This window comes from Brachybacterium sp. SGAir0954, assembly GCF_005490785.1.
GTDB classification, from domain to species: Bacteria; Actinomycetota; Actinomycetes; order Actinomycetales; family Dermabacteraceae; genus Brachybacterium; species Brachybacterium rhamnosum.
This window is the reverse complement of record NZ_CP027295.1, coordinates 2,360,580-2,378,980: the sequence shown is the minus strand read 5'-3', so window position 1 is coordinate 2,378,980 and position 18,401 is coordinate 2,360,580. Positions and strand designations below refer to the sequence as shown.

The 18,401-nt window shown below is 72.4% G+C and carries 17 protein-coding genes and 1 other RNA gene; 10 read left to right on the top strand and 8 right to left on the bottom strand.

The genetic code is table 11. The features are described from left to right. Positions 1-78: 78 nt before the first annotated feature. The 3 genes from lipB to C1N80_RS10670 all read left to right on the top strand — a co-directional run bounded on the left by lipB (position 79) and on the right by C1N80_RS10670 (position 2,635). On the top strand, positions 79-777 hold the full coding sequence (gene lipB / locus C1N80_RS10680; protein ID WP_137770746.1) for a lipoyl(octanoyl) transferase LipB: 699 nt from the start codon (positions 79-81) through the stop codon (positions 775-777). 63 nt (positions 778-840) lie between these two features. Further along, positions 841-1,863 (top strand): lipoyl synthase, encoded by a 1,023-nt coding sequence (gene lipA / locus C1N80_RS10675; protein ID WP_137770745.1) that lies wholly within the window; start codon positions 841-843, stop codon positions 1,861-1,863. 31 nt (positions 1,864-1,894) lie between these two features. Next, entirely contained in the window at positions 1,895-2,635 is a 741-nt protein-coding gene (locus C1N80_RS10670) for a DUF4191 domain-containing protein (RefSeq protein WP_137770744.1), read from the top strand. A gap of 357 nt (positions 2,636-2,992) precedes the next feature. On the opposite strand, the gene C1N80_RS10665 is transcribed toward C1N80_RS10670, so the two are convergent. Beyond that, positions 2,993-3,427 carry an RDD family protein gene (locus tag C1N80_RS10665; RefSeq protein WP_137770743.1) on the bottom strand — a complete coding sequence of 145 codons (435 nt, stop codon included), beginning with the start codon at positions 3,425-3,427 and terminating at the stop codon, positions 2,993-2,995. A 239-nt stretch (positions 3,428-3,666) separates the two neighbouring features. On the opposite strand from C1N80_RS10665, the gene glnA reads away from it, so the two are divergent. The 3 genes from glnA (at position 3,667) to C1N80_RS10650 (ending at position 7,217) form a co-directional block, all read left to right on the top strand. Next, positions 3,667-5,097 carry a type I glutamate--ammonia ligase gene (glnA, locus tag C1N80_RS10660; protein ID WP_137770742.1) on the top strand — a complete coding sequence of 477 codons (1,431 nt, stop codon included), beginning with the start codon at positions 3,667-3,669 and terminating at the stop codon, positions 5,095-5,097. 138 nt (positions 5,098-5,235) lie between these two features. Beyond that, a complete protein-coding gene (locus tag C1N80_RS10655) occupies positions 5,236-6,555 on the top strand; it encodes a sensor histidine kinase (protein WP_137770741.1) in 1,320 nt (439 codons plus the stop codon). After that, positions 6,552-7,217 carry a response regulator transcription factor gene (locus tag C1N80_RS10650; RefSeq protein WP_137770740.1) on the top strand — a complete coding sequence of 222 codons (666 nt, stop codon included), beginning with the start codon at positions 6,552-6,554 and terminating at the stop codon, positions 7,215-7,217. The genes C1N80_RS10655 and C1N80_RS10650 overlap by 4 nt, the downstream gene beginning before the upstream one ends. A 10-nt stretch (positions 7,218-7,227) precedes the next feature. Here the strand turns inward: C1N80_RS10650 and C1N80_RS10645 are convergent, their stop codons facing one another. From C1N80_RS10645 to C1N80_RS15560, 4 genes are all read right to left on the bottom strand, one after another. Then, positions 7,228-8,145, bottom strand: a complete 918-nt coding sequence (locus C1N80_RS10645) for a hypothetical protein (protein WP_137770739.1) — start codon at positions 8,143-8,145, stop codon at positions 7,228-7,230. A 152-nt stretch (positions 8,146-8,297) separates the two neighbouring features. Then, a complete protein-coding gene (locus C1N80_RS10640; RefSeq protein WP_137770738.1) occupies positions 8,298-11,414 on the bottom strand; it encodes a bifunctional [glutamine synthetase] adenylyltransferase/[glutamine synthetase]-adenylyl-L-tyrosine phosphorylase in 3,117 nt (1,038 codons plus the stop codon). Between the two features lie 13 nt (positions 11,415-11,427). Next, positions 11,428-12,765 carry a glutamine synthetase family protein gene (locus C1N80_RS10635; protein WP_137770737.1) on the bottom strand — a complete coding sequence of 446 codons (1,338 nt, stop codon included), beginning with the start codon at positions 12,763-12,765 and terminating at the stop codon, positions 11,428-11,430. An 83-nt stretch (positions 12,766-12,848) separates the two neighbouring features. Further along, the gene (locus C1N80_RS15560; protein WP_168198085.1) at positions 12,849-13,445 is read right to left on the bottom strand and encodes a hypothetical protein; all 597 of its coding nucleotides are present in this window, start codon (positions 13,443-13,445) and stop codon (positions 12,849-12,851) included. Between the two features lie 161 nt (positions 13,446-13,606). Between C1N80_RS15560 and panB the strand changes: the two genes are divergently transcribed. Then, positions 13,607-14,434: a 3-methyl-2-oxobutanoate hydroxymethyltransferase gene (panB, locus tag C1N80_RS10625; RefSeq protein WP_137770736.1), complete on the top strand. Its 828-nt coding sequence runs from the start codon at positions 13,607-13,609 to the stop codon at positions 14,432-14,434. A 30-nt stretch (positions 14,435-14,464) separates the two neighbouring features. Here panB and C1N80_RS10620 read toward each other — a convergent pair whose 3' ends face one another. After that, positions 14,465-14,653 carry an SPOR domain-containing protein gene (locus C1N80_RS10620; protein WP_137770735.1) on the bottom strand — a complete coding sequence of 63 codons (189 nt, stop codon included), beginning with the start codon at positions 14,651-14,653 and terminating at the stop codon, positions 14,465-14,467. Positions 14,654-14,689: 36 nt separating this feature from the next. Between C1N80_RS10620 and map the strand changes: the two genes are divergently transcribed. Both map and ppgK read left to right on the top strand, forming a co-directional pair. Then, entirely contained in the window at positions 14,690-15,577 is an 888-nt protein-coding gene (map, locus tag C1N80_RS10615) for a type I methionyl aminopeptidase (RefSeq protein ID WP_137770734.1), read from the top strand. Positions 15,578-15,690: 113 nt separating this feature from the next. Continuing rightward, the gene (ppgK, locus tag C1N80_RS10610; RefSeq protein WP_137770733.1) at positions 15,691-16,482 is read left to right on the top strand and encodes a polyphosphate--glucose phosphotransferase; all 792 of its coding nucleotides are present in this window, start codon (positions 15,691-15,693) and stop codon (positions 16,480-16,482) included. A gap of 64 nt (positions 16,483-16,546) precedes the next feature. Here ppgK and rnpB read toward each other — a convergent pair. Further along, positions 16,547-16,903, bottom strand: an RNA gene (gene rnpB / locus C1N80_RS10605) — RNase P RNA component class A. A gap of 56 nt (positions 16,904-16,959) precedes the next feature. Between rnpB and C1N80_RS10600 the strand changes: the two genes are divergently transcribed. Beyond that, entirely contained in the window at positions 16,960-17,817 is an 858-nt protein-coding gene (locus tag C1N80_RS10600; RefSeq protein WP_137770732.1) for a YaaA family protein, read from the top strand. Here the strand turns inward: C1N80_RS10600 and C1N80_RS10595 are convergent. Then, positions 17,787-18,401 carry an AAA family ATPase gene (locus C1N80_RS10595; RefSeq protein WP_137770731.1) on the bottom strand — a complete coding sequence of 205 codons (615 nt, stop codon included), beginning with the start codon at positions 18,399-18,401 and terminating at the stop codon, positions 17,787-17,789. The genes C1N80_RS10600 and C1N80_RS10595 overlap by 31 nt on opposite strands.

The window sequence follows — 18,401 nt, the reverse complement described above, 5'->3', positions numbered from 1 at the left end:
GGCAGTGTCGTCCACCGTGCGCGTCGGACCCGCTGGTCGTCCACAGTGCGCAGGTCGTGGCCGGAGTAAGGTGGCCGGGTGCTCGACGTGATCCGCCTCGGCCTCAGCGACCCCCGTCCCGGGGAGGACCGCCATGAGGAGTTCGACCTTCCCCCCGGTCCCCTCGAGTACCGGGCCGCGTGGGACCTGCAGCGCAGGATCCATGCCGAGGTCGTCGCCGGCGAGCGGCCGAACACCGTCCTCCTCCTCGAGCACCAGCCCGTCTACACGGCCGGGAAGCTCACGGCGGAGGCCGAACGGCCGCAGGACGGCGCACCGGTCGTCGACATCGACCGCGGCGGCAAGATCACCTGGCACGGACCCCAGCAGCTCGTCGGCTACCCCATCGTCACGCTGCCCGCCCCGATCGACGTGGTGGGCTTCGTCCGTGCCCTCGAGCGCGCGATCATCGACGTGTGCGACGAGATCGGACTCCCCACGCGACCGGTCGAGGGCCGCAGCGGGGTGTGGGTGGTGCGCGACGGCGAGGAGGACCGCAAGGTCTGCGCGATCGGCATGCGCGTCTCCAAGCGCACCACGATGCACGGCTTCGCCCTGAACTGTGCGAACGATCTCTCGTGGGCGCAGAACGTCATCCCCTGCGGCATCGACGATGCGGGCGTGACGAGCCTCAGCCGGGAGCTGGGGCGCCGCGTGCCCGTCTCCGCGGTGATCGACGTCGCGGAGGAGCGGCTGCGCGAGCTCGTGGCGGAGCGCACTGCCCCGCGGGCGCGCTGAGCCGCCGCCCACCCTCCATGCTCGATAGACTGCCGTGACAGTCGACTCCGAGGAGGCACGAGGGTGACCATCGCTCCCGAAGGACGGCGCCTGCTGCGCGTCGAGAAGCGCAACGCCGAGGTCCCGATCGAGCGCAAGCCCGAATGGATCAAGACCCGTGCCGTGATGGGCCCCGAGTACAGCGCCATGAAGAAGCGCGTGCACGGGCAGGGTCTGCACACCGTCTGCGAGGAGGCAGGCTGTCCCAACGTCTTCGAGTGCTGGGAGGATCGCGAGGCGACCTTCCTCATCGGCGGTGACACCTGCACCCGCCGCTGCGACTTCTGCGACATCGCCACCGGCAAGCCGATGGCCGTGGATCCGATGGAGCCGTTCAAGGTCGCGCAGTCCGTCAAGGAGATGGGACTGCGCTACTCCACGATCACGGGTGTGGCCCGCGACGACCTGCCCGACGGCGCCGCCGGGCTCTTCGCACAGACCTGCCGCCAGATCCACGCGATGAACCCCGGCACCGGCGTCGAGCTCCTCATCGACGACATCAAGGGCAACGGCGAGGCGCTCGCCCAGGTCTTCGAGTCCCGCCCCGAGGTGTTCGCCCACAACCTGGAGACGGTCCCGCGGATCTTCAAGCAGATCCGCCCCGCCTTCCGCTACGACCGCTCCCTCTCGGTGATCCGCCTCGCCAAGGACAACGGCATGATCACCAAGTCGAACCTCATCCTGGGGATGGGCGAGACCACCGAGGAGATCGTCGACTCCCTCCAGCAGCTGCACGACGCGGGCTGCGACATCATCACCATCACCCAGTACCTGCGACCGTCGAAGCTGCACCACCCCATCGACCGCTGGGTCAAGCCCGAGGAGTTCCTCGAGCTGTCCCGGGCGGCCGAGGAGATGGGCTTCCTCGGCGTCATGGCCGGTCCGATGGTCCGCTCCTCCTACCGTGCCGGCAAGCTCTGGGCACAGGCCATGCGCAAGCTCGGCCGTGAGATCCCGGAGAACCTGCGGCACCTGGACGTGGACCAGCCGGCACGTCAGGAGGCGGCGAGCGTCGTCGCCCGCCAGCAGCAGGTCGCAGCGGGCTGACGCCCGACCACCGAGAGGACCGAGTACCACCATGGCCCGCAAGAGCGAGTCCACCGCGCCCCGGGGCGCCGCCGCCGAGAAGCCGAAGAAGGAGCCCGGCCGGCTCAAGCAGATGCTCGAGGTGTTCAAGTACACCCAGAGCGTCGACAAGGCCACCGCGCCGCTGATGATCGGGGCGATCGTGCTCTCGATCGTCGTGTTCGTCCTGCTGAGCTGGCTCGTCTTCGACAGCCCCTGGTACGGCGTGTTCCTGGGTCTGGCCGTGGGCGTGCTGCTCGCGATGATCATCCTCGCCCGCCGCGCGGAGCGCGCCGCCTTCGAGCGGATCAAGGACCAGCCCGGTGCCGCTCTCGCGGCCATGCAGTCGATCCGTCGCGGCTGGAACGTCTCCGAGGAGCCGGTGCAGATCGATCCGCGCAGCCAGAAGATGCTCTTCCGCGCCTCCGGGCGCCCGGGCATCGTGATCGTCGCCGAGGACGCCTCGAACCTGTCGCTGAAGCTCATCGAGAAGGAGCGCCGGGCGATCGGGCGTGTGCTGCCCCATGACGAGGTGCCCATCCACCAGATCGTCGTGGGCGACGGGGAGGGCCAGGTGCCGCTGCACAAGCTGCCCTCGCACATGACGCGTCTGAAGAGGACGCTCACGAAGGACGAGGCGGCGCAGGTGACCAAGCGTCTCGCGGCTCTCCAGCGCTCGATCCGCCAGGCCGTGCCGAAGGGTGTCGACCCGATGCGCGCACGCCCGAACCGCAAGGCGATGCGCGGCCGCTGAGCCTCGGATCGTCTCAGCATACGGAACCCCGTCGGCTCCTGCCGGCGGGGTTCTGTGCTGTCCGGCCTCTCTCCGGCGACACCGGACGGACCGATGGTGGACGCCCGTGAGACGGCGTTACCTTTTCGTTACCTTCGTTATCGGAACGTTATCGTACTGAACATGCAGGTCAGCGGTCACATTCGGGTGGTCCTGGAGTGCCGATCGCGGCGCCGTCGGCAGCGCGTCGGCGGGGCGACGGGGCGGGCGGGGACGCGCCGCATGCGCAGGCTCGCGGGCCGCAGTCGCGTCCAGCGGGCGGTCAACGGCCTCTCGGCACGGCGTCTGCGCCGACGGTCGCTGGACGTGCGCGGGGGCTCAGGCGCGCACGACGGCGGTCCCGGCGACCGCGTCGTGGAGGGGCTGCCGGTCGCGGTTCCAGATGACCGCGGGCAGGACGAGCAGCAGCAGGAGCGTGCGGATCAGCGCGCGTAGCACCATCGGCGAGCGGCCGCTCACCGGGGTCACCCGCAGGCGCAGCAGGAACTGCCCGGGCGTCGCACCGAAGAACGTGATGAGCAGGACGTTCATCGTCGCGAAGAGGGCGAGGGTCGCCACGGACCCGTAGTCGAACACGAGGGCGGAGACGACCGAGGCGAGCGCCCAGTCGACGAGCAGCGTGGCGAAGCGGCGGCTTGCCGGGGCGACCGCGCCGGGGCCGTCGGCCGGCAGTCCCCAGGTCGACCCGGGGACGTGCCCGGCCTCGCTCGGGGCGCCGTCCATCCAGCTGCCCAGGTCCTTGCGCTCGATCACGCGCCCAGCCTAGCCATGGGCGCGGAGCGGTCCCTGGGACCCGCCCCGCTCCCGCGCGAGAGCGGGTCCGGGGCGCCGCGACCGGTCCGCGGGAGCGCAGGGCGACCGGCATCCCCACGGTCTACGCTGGGCGCACCCGCGAACGGCGCTCATGCTCGGGCGCCGGGACGTCCGGGGGCACGAGATGGCCCCGGGGTGAGACAGCACAAGACGCACCGCCCGGTGCGGATGGAGGAGATGTGTTCAACAATCCCAGCGAGGTCGTGAAGTTCATCGAGGAGGAGGGCGTCGAGTTCATCGACATCCGCTTCTGCGACCTTCCCGGCGTCATGCAGCACTTCAACCTGCCGGCCAGCTCCTTCGACGAGGAGGCCATGGAGACGGGGCAGCTGTTCGACGGCTCCTCCATCCGCGGCTTCCAGGCGATCCACGAGTCCGACATGAAGCTCGTCCCGGATCTGGACACGGCATACCTGGACCCGTTCCGTGAGCGCAAGACGCTCATCATCAACTTCTCGATCGTGGACCCGTTCACGGACGAGCCCTACTCCCGCGATCCGCGCACCGTCGCCTCCAAGGCGCAGGAGTACCTCACTTCGACCGGCATCGCGGACACCGCGTTCTTCGCCGCCGAGGCCGAGTTCTACATCTTCGACGACGTCCGCTTCAAGACCGGGATCAACTCCGGCTTCTACGCGATCGACTCCGACGAGGCCTCCTGGAACACGGACCGGGACGAGTCCGAGTTCGGCGGCAACCAGGGCTACAAGACCCGCGTCAAGGGCGGCTACTTCCCCGTCCCGCCGAACGACCAGATGGCCGATCTGCGCGACGAGATCTGCGCGATCCTCGGCGACACCGGCCTCGAGGTCGAGCGCGCGCACCACGAGGTGGGCACCGCCGGCCAGCAGGAGATCAACTACCGCTTCAACACGCTGCTCAACGCGGCGGACGACGTCATGAAGTTCAAGTACGTCGTGAAGAACACCGTGTGGGACGCCGGCAAGACCGCGACCTTCATGCCGAAGCCCCTCTTCGGCGACAATGGCTCGGGCATGCACACCCACCAGTCGCTCTGGAAGGACGGCGAGCCGCTGTTCTTCGACGAGCGCGGCTACGGCGGCCTCTCCGACCTCGCCCGCTGGTACATCGGCGGCCTGATCGAGCACGCCCCCTCGCTGACGGCCTTCACCAACCCCACGGTGAACTCCTTCAAGCGCCTCGTGCCCGGCTTCGAGGCCCCGGTCAACATGGTCTACTCGGCCCGCAACCGCTCCGCCGCGATCCGCATCCCGGTCACCGGCTCCTCCCCGAAGGCCAAGCGCATCGAGTTCCGTGCGCCCGACCCCTCGGCGAACCCGTACCTGTCCTTCGCGGCGCAGCTCATGGCCGGCATCGACGGCATCCGCAACCGCATCGAGCCGCCCGAGCCGATCGACAAGGACCTCTACGAGCTGCCCCCCGAGGAGCACCAGCTCATCAAGCAGCTCCCGGCCTCCCTCGGCGAGGCGCTCGACGCGCTCGAGGCGGACCACGACTACCTCACCGAGGGCGACGTGTTCCCCGAGGACCTCATCTCGACCTGGATCGAGCTCAAGCGCACCACGGAGATCGATCCGTTCCGCTTCCGCCCGCACCCCCACGAGTTCGAGCTGTACTACGACATCTGAGCCGATCTCGGTGTCCCGACGGGCCCCGGTCCTGCATCCGTGCAGGGTCGGGGCCCGTCCCCCGTTCCGGGGGCCGAACCATCGGCTCGCACCGATCTCGTTCCCGGGGGCCCCGGGACCCGCGGATAGGCTCGCACCATGTCCCACCCGCGCCACGAGCCCGTCGCCTCGACCCCGGACCCCGTTTCCCCGGCCGTGCCGTCGCAGGACCTGACGGTGGACCTGGTGGGCACGCCCTTCGCCGCGGCGCTGCGCTGGGCGGTGCACGCGCTGGTCTACCTGCTGATCGCGCTCGCGGCGGGCCTCGCGCTCGCCCCGCCCTCGACCTCGGCGGATCTCCTGCTCGTCGCCCTGCTGGTGGTGCTGGCCTCCGTGTACTCGATCGGTGCGCGCCGGGCGCTGCGCCACTCCCCCTCGCCCCACGGGAGCTGGTGGGCGCTCGGCTACCTCGCCCCCACGGTCCTGGTCTGGGCGGTGACGCTCGTCCTCGACCCGGGCACCGTGTGGATCGCCTTCGGGCTCGACTTCGCCGTGCTGTACGCCCTGCCCACCGTGGGCGGCGTGGTCGCGCTGATCGTCGTGACCGCCCTCGCCGTCCTCGGCTACGGCGGGCGGGACGGCAGCCCGAGCGCCGGGGAGATCGTCGGCCCCGTGGTGGGGGCCCTCGTCGCCCTCGCCGTCGTGCTCACGGTGCGCGCCCTCCAGCACGAGGTGGACCGGCGCACCCGCCTCGCCCGGGAGCTCGCCGAGGCCCGGGACCTCATCGCCGAGCAGACCCGTACCGCCGCGACCGCCGCGGAGCGGGACCGCATCGCCCGCGAGCTGCACGACACCGTCGCGCAGTCCTCGTTGTCCATCCAGCTCCTGCTCGATGCGGCCGACGGCGCGCTGCACCGCGAGGACGCTGGGGAGGCCGGCCGCCTGCTCGCCGAGGCCCGTGCAGCGGCCCGACGCACCTCGGTGCAGACCAGGCGCTTCGTGGACGACGCGGAGCCCGAGCTTCCCACCCCCGCCGCCCTCCACACGGAGCTCGAGCGGATCGTCGCGCGCGGCGCGGCGGAGGGCGACCTGGACCTCCGGCTCCGGGACGAGCTGCTCACCGACCCGGCGTGCCCGATGCTCCCCCGCAGCCTCTCGCGCGCCCTCGCCCGGCTCACCGAGAACCTCGTCGCGAACGTGGTGCGGCATGCCGATGCCCGGCAGGCCGTCGTGACCGTCTCCCTGCAGGGGAACGCGGTGCTGCTCGACGTCGTCGATCACGGCCGCGGATTCGACCTCGCGGCGGAGGGGTTCGGGCTGCGCTCAGCCCGCGCCCGCGCCGCCTCGGTGGGCGGGACGCTGCTCGTGGAGTCCGCTCCCGGCGAGGGCACGGCCGTCCAGGTCTCGCTCCCGCTCCCGGAGGACACCCCGGTCCCCGGTGCCCCCACCGGCCCCGCCGACCCCCAGGAGGCCCGATGACCTGCCGTGTGCTGCTCGCCGACGACCATGCGATCGTGCGCCGCGGCCTGCTCGCGGTGCTCGCCGCGGAGGACGGCATCGAGGTGGTGGGCGAGGCGGGGACCGCGGAGGCCGCCCTCGACCTCGCCCGGCGGGTCTCCCCCGACGTCGTCCTGCTCGACCTGCAGTTCGGCGCCGGCACCCGCGGCACCGCCGTGATCGGCCCGCTGCGTGCGCTCGACCCGCCGCCGGCGGTGCTGGTCCTCACGACCTACGACAACGACCAGGACGTGCTCGCGGCGATGGACGCCGGCGCCGCGGGCTACCTCCTGAAGGACTCCCCGGCGGAGGAGCTCGCGGCGGCCGTGCGCCGCGCCGGGCGGGGCGCCGGGTCGCCCGGTGCCGCGAGCGCGTCAGATGCCGTCGGGGCGCAGCTGGACCCGCGGATCGCGCGCCGGCTCCGGGACCGGGACTCGCCGACGGCGCTGAGCGCACGTGAGCTCGAGGTGCTCGCCCTCGTCGCCGCCGGGCGCAGCAACTCCGCGATCGCGAGCGAGCTGTTCCTGTCCCAGGCGACGGTGAAGACGCACCTGGTGCACGTCTTCGACAAGCTCGCGGTGACGAGCCGCACGGAGGCCGTCGCCGCGGCCCGGGAGCGGGGGATGCTGCGCCCGGAGCACTGAGCCCGGCGGCTCAACCCAGGTCGTCCAGGCCGCCCTTGGCGCGCAGCAGCGACAGCAGCAGCTCCTTCGGCGATCCCGCCGCGGGGAGGGCGCAGTCCTCGGGGACGAACGACCAGGCGGCGCGCAGCGCGCGGAACACCTCGAACTCGGCGTCCCCGGTGCGCAGCGGCACCGCGGCGAAGCCGCCGCCCTCGGGCAGGTGGATGACGAAGGCGCCCATGAGCTCGGGCATGTCCCGGATGGTGCCGTCGTCGTCGAGCAGGTGCTCGGCGCGGGTGACCGCGACGCCCTGCAGCGCGTAGTCGCCGCGCACCTTCTTCGAGGTCTTGATGTCCGCGCTGAGCACGGTGTTGCCGATCCTCACGATCGCATCGGTCGTGCCCGCGTAGCCCACGGTGTGGTTGACGACGGTCTGCTCGACCTCGACGAACTCCGGCTGGTAGGCCTCGAGGAAGGCGCCGTACCCGTCGAGGCGCTCGTCCGCGCGGGTGAGCAGCGTGTCGAGGTCCTTCTCCGTGGCGAAGGCGCCGCTCGCGGAGCGCATCTCGGCGACGATCTCCCCCACCTGCGCCCGCGCCGGGCGCGCGCCGTCGCGACCCCAGACCTCGCAGGCCGCGTGGACGAGCGTGCCGAAGTCCGCCGCGCCGCGGGTGTGCTCCTCGGCGGCGGCGGCGATCTTCTTCTGCGAGCCCCAGCGGTCACGTGTGACGCGGGAGATCTCCGCCCCGGCGCGGTCGGGGTTCCGGGCGAGCCAGCTGTACATCTCGAGCGCGCGCTTGGAGGCCATCGTGGCGTACCAGCCCTGGAGGTGGTCCTTCGCGCGCATCCCGGAGACCGTCGTGATCGAGGGATAGACGAGCGGACCGTCCGGCTCGAGGCGGTACATGCGTCCGCGCGGAGTGTCGGCGCTCAGTCGGGGCGTGGTCATGGCACCTCAGGGTGGTGGAGGGACGGATCGAGGGTGGGGGGCGGCGATGCCGGAGGGAGGAACGGTGGCGGGAGCCCGGCCCAGGCTACGCCGGGCCCGGCCTGCGGTGCGGGAGGCCGTCCCGTGCGCACCGGGGCGAGGTGGCGCGCCCCTCAGCGGTCGGACTTCCCCGAGCTGTCGCCGAAGAGGATCTCCTCCGCGATCGTCCGGGAGCGGCGGGTGAGCCGCAGGTACCGCTCCTCGAGGTCCGCGGCGGAGTCCTCCTCGCCGTCCACCAGCCGGGCGAGGGCGCGGAGGTCCCAGCGGTCCGTCGGCAGCAGGTCCCCCTCGCGTCCCTTCCACAGGAACAGGCAGCGGCGGATCTGCCAGCACAGCGCCCAGGCGTCCGTGAGCTCGCGGACCTCGCGGGCATCGAGCAGCTCCGCCTCCGCCGCGGCCTCGAGGGTCGCGAGGGTGGACGGTGTGCGCAGCTCCTCGTGGTCGTGGGCGTGCTCGAGGGCGACGAGCTGGGCGCACCACTCGACGTCGGTCATCGCTCCCCTGCCGAGCTTCACGTGGCGGGCGGGATCGGCGCCGCGGGGCAGCCGCTCCGACTCGATCCGTGCCTTCATGCGCGTGATCTCCCGCCGGGCATCGCGATCGAGGCCGCCGGTCGGATAGCGGTGGCGGTCCATCTCCGTGGTGATCTCCTCGGCGAGGGACTGCGAGGCGACGACGGGCCGCGCGCGGAGCAGCGCCTGCTTCTCCCAGGTGAGGGCGTCGCGTCGGTAGTAGTCGACCCATGCGGGCAGGGTGCGGGCGAGCAGGCCGTTGCGTCCCTCGGGGCGGAGGTCCGCGCTGACCCTCATGTCGGTCCCGGAGGCGGGGGCGTTGAGAATGTGCTGGACCTGCGTCGCGACGGCCACGCCGATCTCCCCGCTCGCCGCGCCGGCGCCGCGGTCCAGGACCAGGAACTGGACGTCCGCATCGGAGGAGTAGCCCATCTCCCGGGCGCCGAAGCTGCCCATCGCGATGATCGCCATCTCGATGCCGAGGGCGCGGGCGGGGTCGGAGCGTCGCTCCCGCAGCTGCGGCGCGGTGTGCTCGTCCACGGCGTCGACCTCGGGCAGCGGCACCGAGTCGACCGCCACGACCTTCCGCTCCCGCGCGACGGCGTGGTACGCGACGAGCAGCCCGGCCTCGAGCACCGCCTCCGCGAGATCGGTGAGCGCGTGCGCCACCTCGCGCGGGGCGGCGAGGCCGGTGAGGTGGGCGAGCGCGATGCGGAGCAGCTCGCGGTTGCGGGTGCGTCGCAGCACGTCCCGTGCCGCCTCGACGGTCTCGACGCGGCGGATGACGGCGAGGAACTCGCGGCTCAGGTGCTCCCGGCCGAGCGGGCGGAGGTCCTCGTCGCGGGACAGCCAGCGCACGGCGCCGGGGATCTGCTCGAGCTGCTCCCCCACGAAGCGGCTCGTGGAGAGCACCGCGGTGAGACGGCGGGCGGCGGTGCCGGAGTCCCGCAGGAGCCCCAGGTACCAGTGCTCGGAGCCGATGACGTCGGAGAGCCGCCGGAACATGAGCAGGCCGAGGTCCGGGTCCGTGCCCTCGGAGAACCATTCGAGCAGCGCGGGCAGGAGCTGGCGCTGGATGGCGGCGCGGCGCGAGAGCCCGTCCGTGAGGGCCTTGATGTGGGTCAGGGCGCGTGCCCCGTCCCGGTAGCCGATCGCGGAGAGCCGCACGGCGGCGCCCTCGGGGCTCAGCGCGATCTGGTCGTCGGAGAGCTTCGCGGAGGTGACGAGCAGCGGTCGGTAGTAGATCTCCTCGTGGAGCTGCCGCACGCGCCGACGGGTGCGCTGGTAGCGGCGTCGGAACTCCTCAGGGCCCAGCCGCAGCGAGCGGGCGAGACGGCGCAGGTCTCCCTCGGCCGTCGGCAGGACCTGGGTGCGGCGCATGCGGTGCAGCTGCAGCCGGTGCTCGGTGGCGCGCAGGAAGCGATAGGCCTCGTCCATCTCCTCGACCTGGGAGCGGGCGATGTAGCCGCCCTCCCCCAGCCGCGCGAGCGCCTCGAGGGTCGTGCGGGCGTGGAGCTGCTCGTCGGTGCGGCCGTGGACCATCTGCAGCAGCTGGACGGTGAACTCGACGTCGCGCAGTCCGCCCGGACCCAGCTTGAGGTTCCTGTCCGCCTCGCCGGCCTTGATGTGCGCGATCACCCGGCGGCGCATGGCGCGGGTGTCCTCGACGAAGCCGTCGCGGGTCGAGGCCTTCCAGATCCAGGGCTCGACCATCGCCTCGAAGTCGCGGCCCAGCTCCCGGTCGCCGGCCGCGGCGCGCGCCTTCAGCAGCGCCTGGAACTCCCACGACTTCGCCCAGGTCGTGTAGTAGCGCCGGAACGAGTCCGGGGTGCGCACGAGCGGGCCGTCCTTGCCCTCGGGGCGGAGGTTCGCGTCGACCTGCCACAGGGAGCCCTCGGCCGTGCGGTCCGAGCAGACCCGCGCGAGCTCGCGCGCGAGGGCGGATCCGCGCGCGACGAGCTCGTCCTCGTCGATGTCCGCGCCGTCGGCCACCGCGACGACGTGCATGACGTCGACGTCGGAGAGGTAGTTGAGCTCCCGGGCGCCCGTCTTCCCCATGGCGATGACGCTCCAGCGCACCGCCTCGTGCCCGTCCACGGCGCCGCGGGCCACGGCGGCCGCGGTCTCGAGGGCCGCGTCGGCGAGGTCGGCGATCGCGGCGGAGACCTGCGGCTGCAGCGGCACCGGCTCCTCGGCGACGACGTCCGCCGCGGCGATCTGCAGCAGGCGCTCGTGATAGGCGACGCGGAGGGCGTCCCGCGCCTCACGGCCGGTGAGCGCGGCGAGGGGGACGTCGGCGGCGGGGTCGGCGCCCACGGCGCGCAGCAGGTCCTTGCGCACGGCGTCCCGGGGCCGGGTCAGCCCGTCGTCACCGCGGCGCAGCACCTCGAGCAGCTCGGGGTGGCGGGTGAGCACGTCGCCGAGCGCGACGGAGGTCCCCAGCAGCCGGATCAGCCGGTGCCCGGGCTTCCCGGGCGTGGAGACGTCCCCGAGGAACTCCTGGAGCAGGGTCCGGTGCCCCGCCTCGATCGCGGACTCCGCGAGGCGGAGCAGACCGAGGACTGCCTCGTCGCCGTCCGGGGTCGCGCCGAGCGCGGCCGCCGCGCCCTTCTCGAGCCCGGCCAGCGCCGGCTCGGTGAGGAAGCGGCGCACCCGCTCGGTGCTCGTGAAGCCCAGTCGTGCGAGGGCACCGGTGGTGGTGGGCGGCTCGGGGGTCACGGGATCCCCTCCCTCACACGCGCCCGAAGGTCGCGTCGAGCTCGTAGTCCGTGACCTGCTCGCGGTAGCGGGACCACTCGTTGCGCTTGTCGCGCAGGAAGAACTCGAAGACCTGCTCGCCGAGGGTGCGGGCCATGAGCTCGGAGCTCTCGAAGATCTCGAGGGCGCGGAAGAGGTCCGTGGGTAGCGGCTCGATGCCCATCGCCTGGCGCTCGCGCTCGGTGAGGTCCCACACGGCGTCCTCGGAGCCCTCGGGCAGCTCGTACTCCTGCTCGATGCCCTCGAGCCCCGCCGCCAGCAGCACCGCGAAGGCGAGGTACGGGTTGGAGGCGGAGTCCAGGCCCCGGAACTCCACGCGTGAGCTGGTGCCCTTGGTGGGCTTGTGGAAGGGCACCCGCACGAGCGCTGAACGGTTGTTGTGCCCCCAGCAGACGTAGCTCGGGGCCTCCTGCGCGCCCCACAGGCGCTTGTAGGAGTTCACCCACTGGTTCGTCACCGCGCAGTACTCCCCCGCGTGACGCAGCAGGCCGGCGATGAACTGCCGGCCCATGCGGGAGAGGCCGTACTCGGCGCCGGGCTCGTGGAAGGCGTTGCGCCCGCCCTGGAAGAGCGAGAGGTGGGTGTGCATGCCGGAGCCGGGGTGCTCGATCATCGGCTTCGGCATGAAGGTCGCCACCTGGTCCATGCCGAGCGCGACCTCCTTGACGACGGTGCGCAGCGTGATGATGTTGTCCGCCGTGGTGAGCGCGTCCGCGTAGCGCAGGTCGATCTCGTTCTGGCCGGGGCCGTTCTCGTGGTGGGAGAACTCCACCTGGATGTTCATGCCCTCGAGGTGCTCGATCGCGGCGCGGCGGAAGTCCTGGCCGTTGCCGCGGTGCACGTGGTCGAAGTAGCCGGCGTGGTCGATCGGCTGGAGCGCGCGCCCGGTCCGGTAGGGCTCCTGGAAGAGGTAGAACTCGATCTCGGGGTGCGTGTAGAAGTCCAGGCCCTTCTGCTCCACGCGGGCGAGCATGTCCTTGAGGACACGGCGCGGGTCCGAGGCGGCGGGCTCGCCGTCCGGCGTGAGCACGTCGCACATCATGCGGGCGGTCGCGTTGCTCGTGCCGCGCCAGGTGAGCAGCTCGAAGGTGCGCGGGTCCGGCCGCAGCAGCATGTCGGACTCGTAACTGCGGGTGAGCCCCTCGATCGTGGAGCCGTCGATGCCGACGCCCTCGGTGAAGGCGGTCTCGAGATCCGCGGGTGAGATCGCGATGGACTTCAACGTCCCCACGATGTCGCAGAACCACAGGCGGATGAACCGCACGTCGTGATCGGTGACCCGGCGGATGACGTCGTCCTGCAGCTGATCCATGCCCTTAGTGTGCACGACTCGACCCGCCCCCGGGATGCTGTCCCGGGGGCGGGTCGGGTGTGCGTGGTGTGCGCTGGTCGGGCTCAGCCGGCGGAGATGCCGGCGTCGATCAGCCAGTCGCCGGACTTCCCCTTGACGATCGAGAAGCTCGGCATCTCCTGCTCCATGAAGACGATCTTCGCGGTCCCGTCGCCGTTGTCCTCGGCCTTGACGTTCTCCTCGGTGAACATGCTCTTCATCGAGGGGTCGACGGAATCGCCGAGCTGCTTCTCGAGAGTGCTGCCACAGGCCTCGAGAGCCTGTCCGGACACCGCGTCGCCGGTGGTCGGATCGACCATGAGCGCGCAGGCACCCTCGCCGTCGCCGTCGGCCGCCTTGCTCATGAAGTCGATGAACGTCGTGCTCGCGGCCGAGAGGTCCTCCTCGGACAGCGGGCCGGAGGCGGCGGCGTCGTCACCGGCGTCCTCGCTCGCGGCGCCGCCCTCGTCGGAGGCGCTGTCCTCGGCGGCGGCCGCGTCGTCCCCGGCCTCCTCGGCGGCGCTGGCGGCCTCGGTGGTCTTCTCCTCCGGCGCGGCGGCGTCGTCGGAGCTGCCGCCGCACGCGGCGGCGCCGAGCACCACGGCCAGGCTTCCGAGCACGACGGCCCCGCGGCGGGCGTTCCTGCGGATCATGGTGGTCATCGGTGTTCCCTCTTCCCCGGAGGGACCCACCTTCTGTGCGTCCCCTGTGAGCATCACCCTGCCACAGCCCTGCGGGCGGTGACCATGGGGAGAGGTCCCCACGTACCGCCCTGCGCGGGCACAATGGGAGCCGTCCGTCACCGACCCGCCCAGGAGACCCCGTGAGCAGCGCCCCGACACCCCCGACCTCCGGCCCGGCCAAGATCCGCCTGCGCCACCTGCTGGACGCGAAGGAGCGCGGTCGCCCGTTCACGATGCTCACCGCGTACGACCAGGTCTCCGCGCAGGTCTTCGAGGCCGCCGGCATCGACGTGCTGCTCGTGGGCGACTCGGTGGGCACCGCCGTTCTCGGGTACAGCTCGACCACGTCGACCACCCACCAGGACATGCTGACCTTCACGGGCGCGGTCGCCCGCAGCGTGCACCGCCCGCTCGTCGTCGCCGACCTCGCCTTCGGCACCTACCAGACCGGCCCCGAGGACGCCGTGCGCCACGGCGTCGAGCTGATCCGGGCGGGCGCCGAGGCCGTGAAGCTCGAGGGCGGCCACGAGATCGTGCCGCAGGTGCGGGCGCTCGTCGCCGCGGGGATCCCCGTCATCGGCCACCTGGGCTTCACGCCGCAGTCCGTGAACGCCCTCTCCGGGCATCGCGTCCAGGGCCGGGAGACCGCCGGGGCCGATCAGCTCGCCGACGACGCCATCGCCCTCCAGGAGGCCGGGGTCTCCGCGATCGTGCTCGAGCTCGTGCCCGCCGCGGTCGCCGCCCGCATCACCGAGGTGGTCGCGGTGCCGACGATCGGGATCGGCGCCGGCCCCGACTGCGACGGCCAGGTGCTCGTGTGGCAGGACATGGCCGGCCTCTCCGGCTTCGAGGGCCGTTTCGTGCGCACCTTCGCGCACCTGCGCGGTCAGCTGCAGACCGCGGCGGAGGACTACCGCGCCGCGGTCACCTCCCGCGCCTACCCGGGCCCGGAGCACTCCTTCGAGTGACCCCGGGCCGGGAGGGCTGATCCGCGGAGGTCAGTCCTCCGCGTCCCAGGCCGCGTCGTCGCGGTCCCAGGACTCGTTGCGCGCGGCGGCCTTCTCGAGCGCGTGCTGCGCCTCCTCGCGGGAGGCGTAGGGACCCATCAGCTGGCTCCCCGGGGACTGGTGCCCCTCCTCGACCTGCTTCGTGTCCAGGTTGTAGTAGAACGGCGTGGGCTCGCTCACGGTGTGCTCCTTCCCAGAGCTGAGAGGATGGTGCCCATGACTGTAGAGCAGGAATGGATCCGTCCGGAGGGACGCGCGGAGCTGGTGCCCGGCGAGCTCTCCCCCCGTCGCAGCGTGCCCGCGAGCATCGAGCGCCCCGAGTACGTCGGCAAGGACGAGGCGGTCTCCGACTCCGGTCCCTACGTCCAGACGCCCGACGTCATCGCCCGCGTCCGCGAGGCCTCCCGCGTCGCCGCCCTCGCCCTGCAGGCCGCCGGCGAGGCCGCGCGCCCCGGGGTGACGACCGACGCGATCGACGCGGTCGTCCACGAGGTGCTCCTCTCCGAGGGCGCGTACCCCTCGACCCTCGGCTACCTCGGCTTCGAGAAGTCCTGCTGCACGAGCCTCAACGAGGTCATCTGCCACGGCATCCCCGACTCGACGGTCATGGAGGAGGGCGACATCCTCAACGTCGACGTCACCGCCTTCCTGCACGGCGTGCACGGCGACACCAACGCCACCTTCCGGGTGGGCGAGGTCGACCCGCGCGTCGACGAGCTCGTCACCCGCTCCGAGGAGGCGATGATGCGCGGCATCCGCGCCGCGAAGCCCGGCCGCGAGGTCAACGTCATCGGCCGGGTCGTCGAGAAGTACGTGCGCCGCTTCGGCTATGAGTCCGTGCACGACTACACCGGTCACGGCGTCGCGGAGGGCTTCCACAACGGGCTGGTCATCCCCCACTACGACTCGGCCCCCATGTTCGACGACGTCATCGCCGAGGGCATGACGCTCACGGTCGAGCCGATGGTCACGCTCGGCTCGCAGGCGTGGGAGCAGTGGGACGACGGCTGGACCGTCGTCACCCGCGACCGCGGCTTCACCGCGCAGTTCGAGCACACCCTCGTGATCAACGAGGACGGGCCGGAGCTGCTCACGGTCGTCTGAGCGGGCCGACGGGCAGGACGGGGTCCGTGCCGTGAGGAGATCTTCGGCATACTGTCCCTCGCGGCCGCCCGTCGGACGGCCCCGGACCCGGCGGACCGGGACGAGGACCCATCGTGAGCTCTGACAAGCAGAAGACGGCCTTCGGCATCGACATCGGCGGCAGCGGCATCAAGGGCGCCCCCGTCGATCTGCGCAAGGGGAAGCTCGCCGCGGACCGCGTGCGCATCCCGACCCCCCAGCCGTCCCTCCCCGATGCCGTCGCGGACACCGTCCGCGACCTCCTGGACTCCTTCGACGTCCCCGCCGGCATGCCGGTGGGCGTCACCTTCCCGGCGGTCATCCAGCACGGGATCGCCCGCACCGCGGCGAACGTGGACGACTCCTGGATCGGCACGGACGCCGACGCCCTGTTCACCGAGCGCACCGGCCACGACGTGTTCGTGGTCAACGACGCGGACGCCGCCGGCATCGCCGAGGCCGAGTTCGGCGCGGCCCGCAAGCAGAAGGGCGTCGTCATCGTGACCACGCTCGGCACCGGCGTGGGCAGCGCGGTGTTCAACGACGGCGAGCTCGTGCCCAACACGGAGCTCGGGCACGTGCTGCTCCACGACATGGACGCCGAGAAGTACATGGCGGACTCCGCCCGGGACCGCGAGGACCTCGACTGGACGACCTGGGCGGCGCGCCTGCAGGAGTACTACGCGCACATCGAGTTCCTCTTCAGCCCCGACCTGTTCGTCGTGGGCGGCGGCGTCTCCAAGCACCACGAGAAGTACCTGCCGCTGCTGGATCTGAAGACCCCGATCGTGCCCGCGAAGCTGCGCAACGAGGCCGGGATCATCGGCGCCGCGGCGCTGGCCCGCAAGGAGGCCAAGCGGGCGAAGAAGGCGGCGTCCTCGGACTGAGGACCGCCCCCGCCGACGAGGAACGGGCCCGGACGCTCTCGCGTCCGGGCCCGTCCATGTCGAGCGGACCAGCCGGCCTGTAAGCCGGGTTCTGTGTTCGACAGTCATCCCTCTCGGATCGCCGTTGCCGACGACCTCCAGCGGTCCACCCGGACGCTCGGGCTGGCACCCTCGAACGCGTCCTGTCCGACCTTGCTCCCGGTGGGGTTTACCGTGCCGGCCTCGTCACCGAGACCGCGGTGGTCTCTTGCACCACCCTTTCACCCTTACCGCCCCGCCCGAGGGCGGGGAGGCGGTCTGCTCTCTGTGGCACTGTCCCGCGGATCACTCCGGGTGGGCGTTACCCACCACCGTGCCAGACGGAGCCCGGACTTTCCTCGGCCCCGCACGAGTGCGGGGACGCGACTGCCCGGCCGACTGGTCCGCCCAGGATCCTACGCCCGCGAGTCCTTGCCCTGCGCCGGGCCCGGTCGCGGCGTGCGCAAGCTCTCCGCCCCGCCTGCCGGCCCCGACGCCGCGGCCCGGGACAATGGACGGGTGCTGATGCTGCTGCCGCCCTCCGAGACGAAGACCCGCCCCGCCGACGGGAGCGCACCGCTGGATCCGTCGACGCTCACCCACCCGGAGCTGGCGCGGGCGCGGGAGACGATGCTGAGGGCGGCGCGGCGCACCGCCGAGGGGCGCGACGGCGGGGAGCGCCTCGGCGTGCCCGCCTCCTCCCCCGAGCTCGTGGCGCGGATGGCCGCGATCCACGAGGAGCCCGCGGGGCCGGCCCTCTCCGTCTACTCCGGGGTGCTCTACGACCAGCTCTCCGCCGGCGCGGTGATCCCCGAGGACCGACGGGTGCTCGTCATGAGCGCCCTTCTCGGCGTCGTCGACGCCGCCGGGGACCACGTGCCCGCCTACCGGCTCTCCGCCGGGTCCCGCGTGCAGCGGCTCGGAGCGGCCGGGCCTTGGTGGTCCGACCACCTGAAGCCGCTGCGCACGCGCCTGCTCGAGGAGACAGGGGCGGGGCCCTCGCCGCTCGTGGTCGACTCCCGCTCGGGGGCGTACCGCTCGATGCTCCCGCTGCGCAGCGGGCACGGGGCGCGGGTTCTGCAGGTCGCGCCCGTGCAGGAGCGGGGAGGCGTGCGGAAAGTGATCTCGCACGATGCGAAGCGCTACCGCGGGATCGTCACCCGGGAGCTGATCGCCGCCCCGGAGCTGCCCGGCGACGCGGACGCCCTCGTGGACCTGCTGCGCGAGCGTCTCGCCGCGGTGCCGGGTGTCGCCGGTGCGCCGCTCGGTGTCGAGCTCGACGGGGATCAGCTCGTGGTCGTCGACCCGGTGGGCTGAGGCCCCTCCGCGCCGCCGTCGTCCTCCGTGACATAGTCGGCGGACTCCGCCGCGAGGATCGCGGCGCGAAGTCGCTCCCGCACCTCTGCGATCCCGCCCCGGGCGTCGATCCGCCGCGCCCGCGGGCGGATCTCCTCGATCCTCTCGAGCGAGGCGATCAGCTGCGGCGCGTCCGACGGCGGCGTGAGGGCGGTGTTCACCGCATGCTCGGGTCGGTCCGGTCGCTCACCCCGAGCGGCGAGCCGGGCCGCGAGGGTGGAGGCGTCGAGATCGAGCACGAGCTCGTGGAACCGTGCGCCGCGGCGGCGGGCCGCCTCCTCGAGCGCCGCGGGGAACTCGGGCCGGGCGAGGTACTGCCCGAGCACCGCATCGGCGCCGGCGGCGAGCTGCGCCTCGAGAAGCGCGAGGGCGAGCTCCCGTGCCCGGAGCCCGGCCCGCTGCGGGTCGCCGGGCCACGAGCCGAGGCCGTGCTTGATCTGGTCGACGTCGATCGCGAGGGCATCGGGGTCGCCCGCGACGAGCTCACGCGCGAGCGTCGACTTCCCGCTGCCGGGCGCGCCGTTGAGGAGGACCAGACGGGCCAC

Excerpts from the sequence above, each read along its gene's own strand:
- C1N80_RS10670 (WP_137770744.1), top strand. The coding sequence starts at position 1,895 with ATGGCCCGCAAGAGCGAGTCCACCGCGCCCCGGGGCGCCGCCGCCGAG.
- C1N80_RS10655 (WP_137770741.1), top strand. The coding sequence starts at position 5,236 with ATGTCCCACCCGCGCCACGAGCCCGTCGCCTCGACCCCGGACCCCGTT.
- C1N80_RS10650 (WP_137770740.1), top strand. The coding sequence starts at position 6,552 with ATGACCTGCCGTGTGCTGCTCGCCGACGACCATGCGATCGTGCGCCGC.
- C1N80_RS10645 (WP_137770739.1), bottom strand. The coding sequence starts at position 8,145 with ATGACCACGCCCCGACTGAGCGCCGACACTCCGCGCGGACGCATGTAC.
- C1N80_RS10635 (WP_137770737.1), bottom strand. The coding sequence starts at position 12,765 with ATGGATCAGCTGCAGGACGACGTCATCCGCCGGGTCACCGATCACGAC.
- C1N80_RS15560 (WP_168198085.1), bottom strand. The coding sequence starts at position 13,445 with ATGACCACCATGATCCGCAGGAACGCCCGCCGCGGGGCCGTCGTGCTC.
- map (WP_137770734.1), top strand. The coding sequence starts at position 14,690 with ATGACTGTAGAGCAGGAATGGATCCGTCCGGAGGGACGCGCGGAGCTG.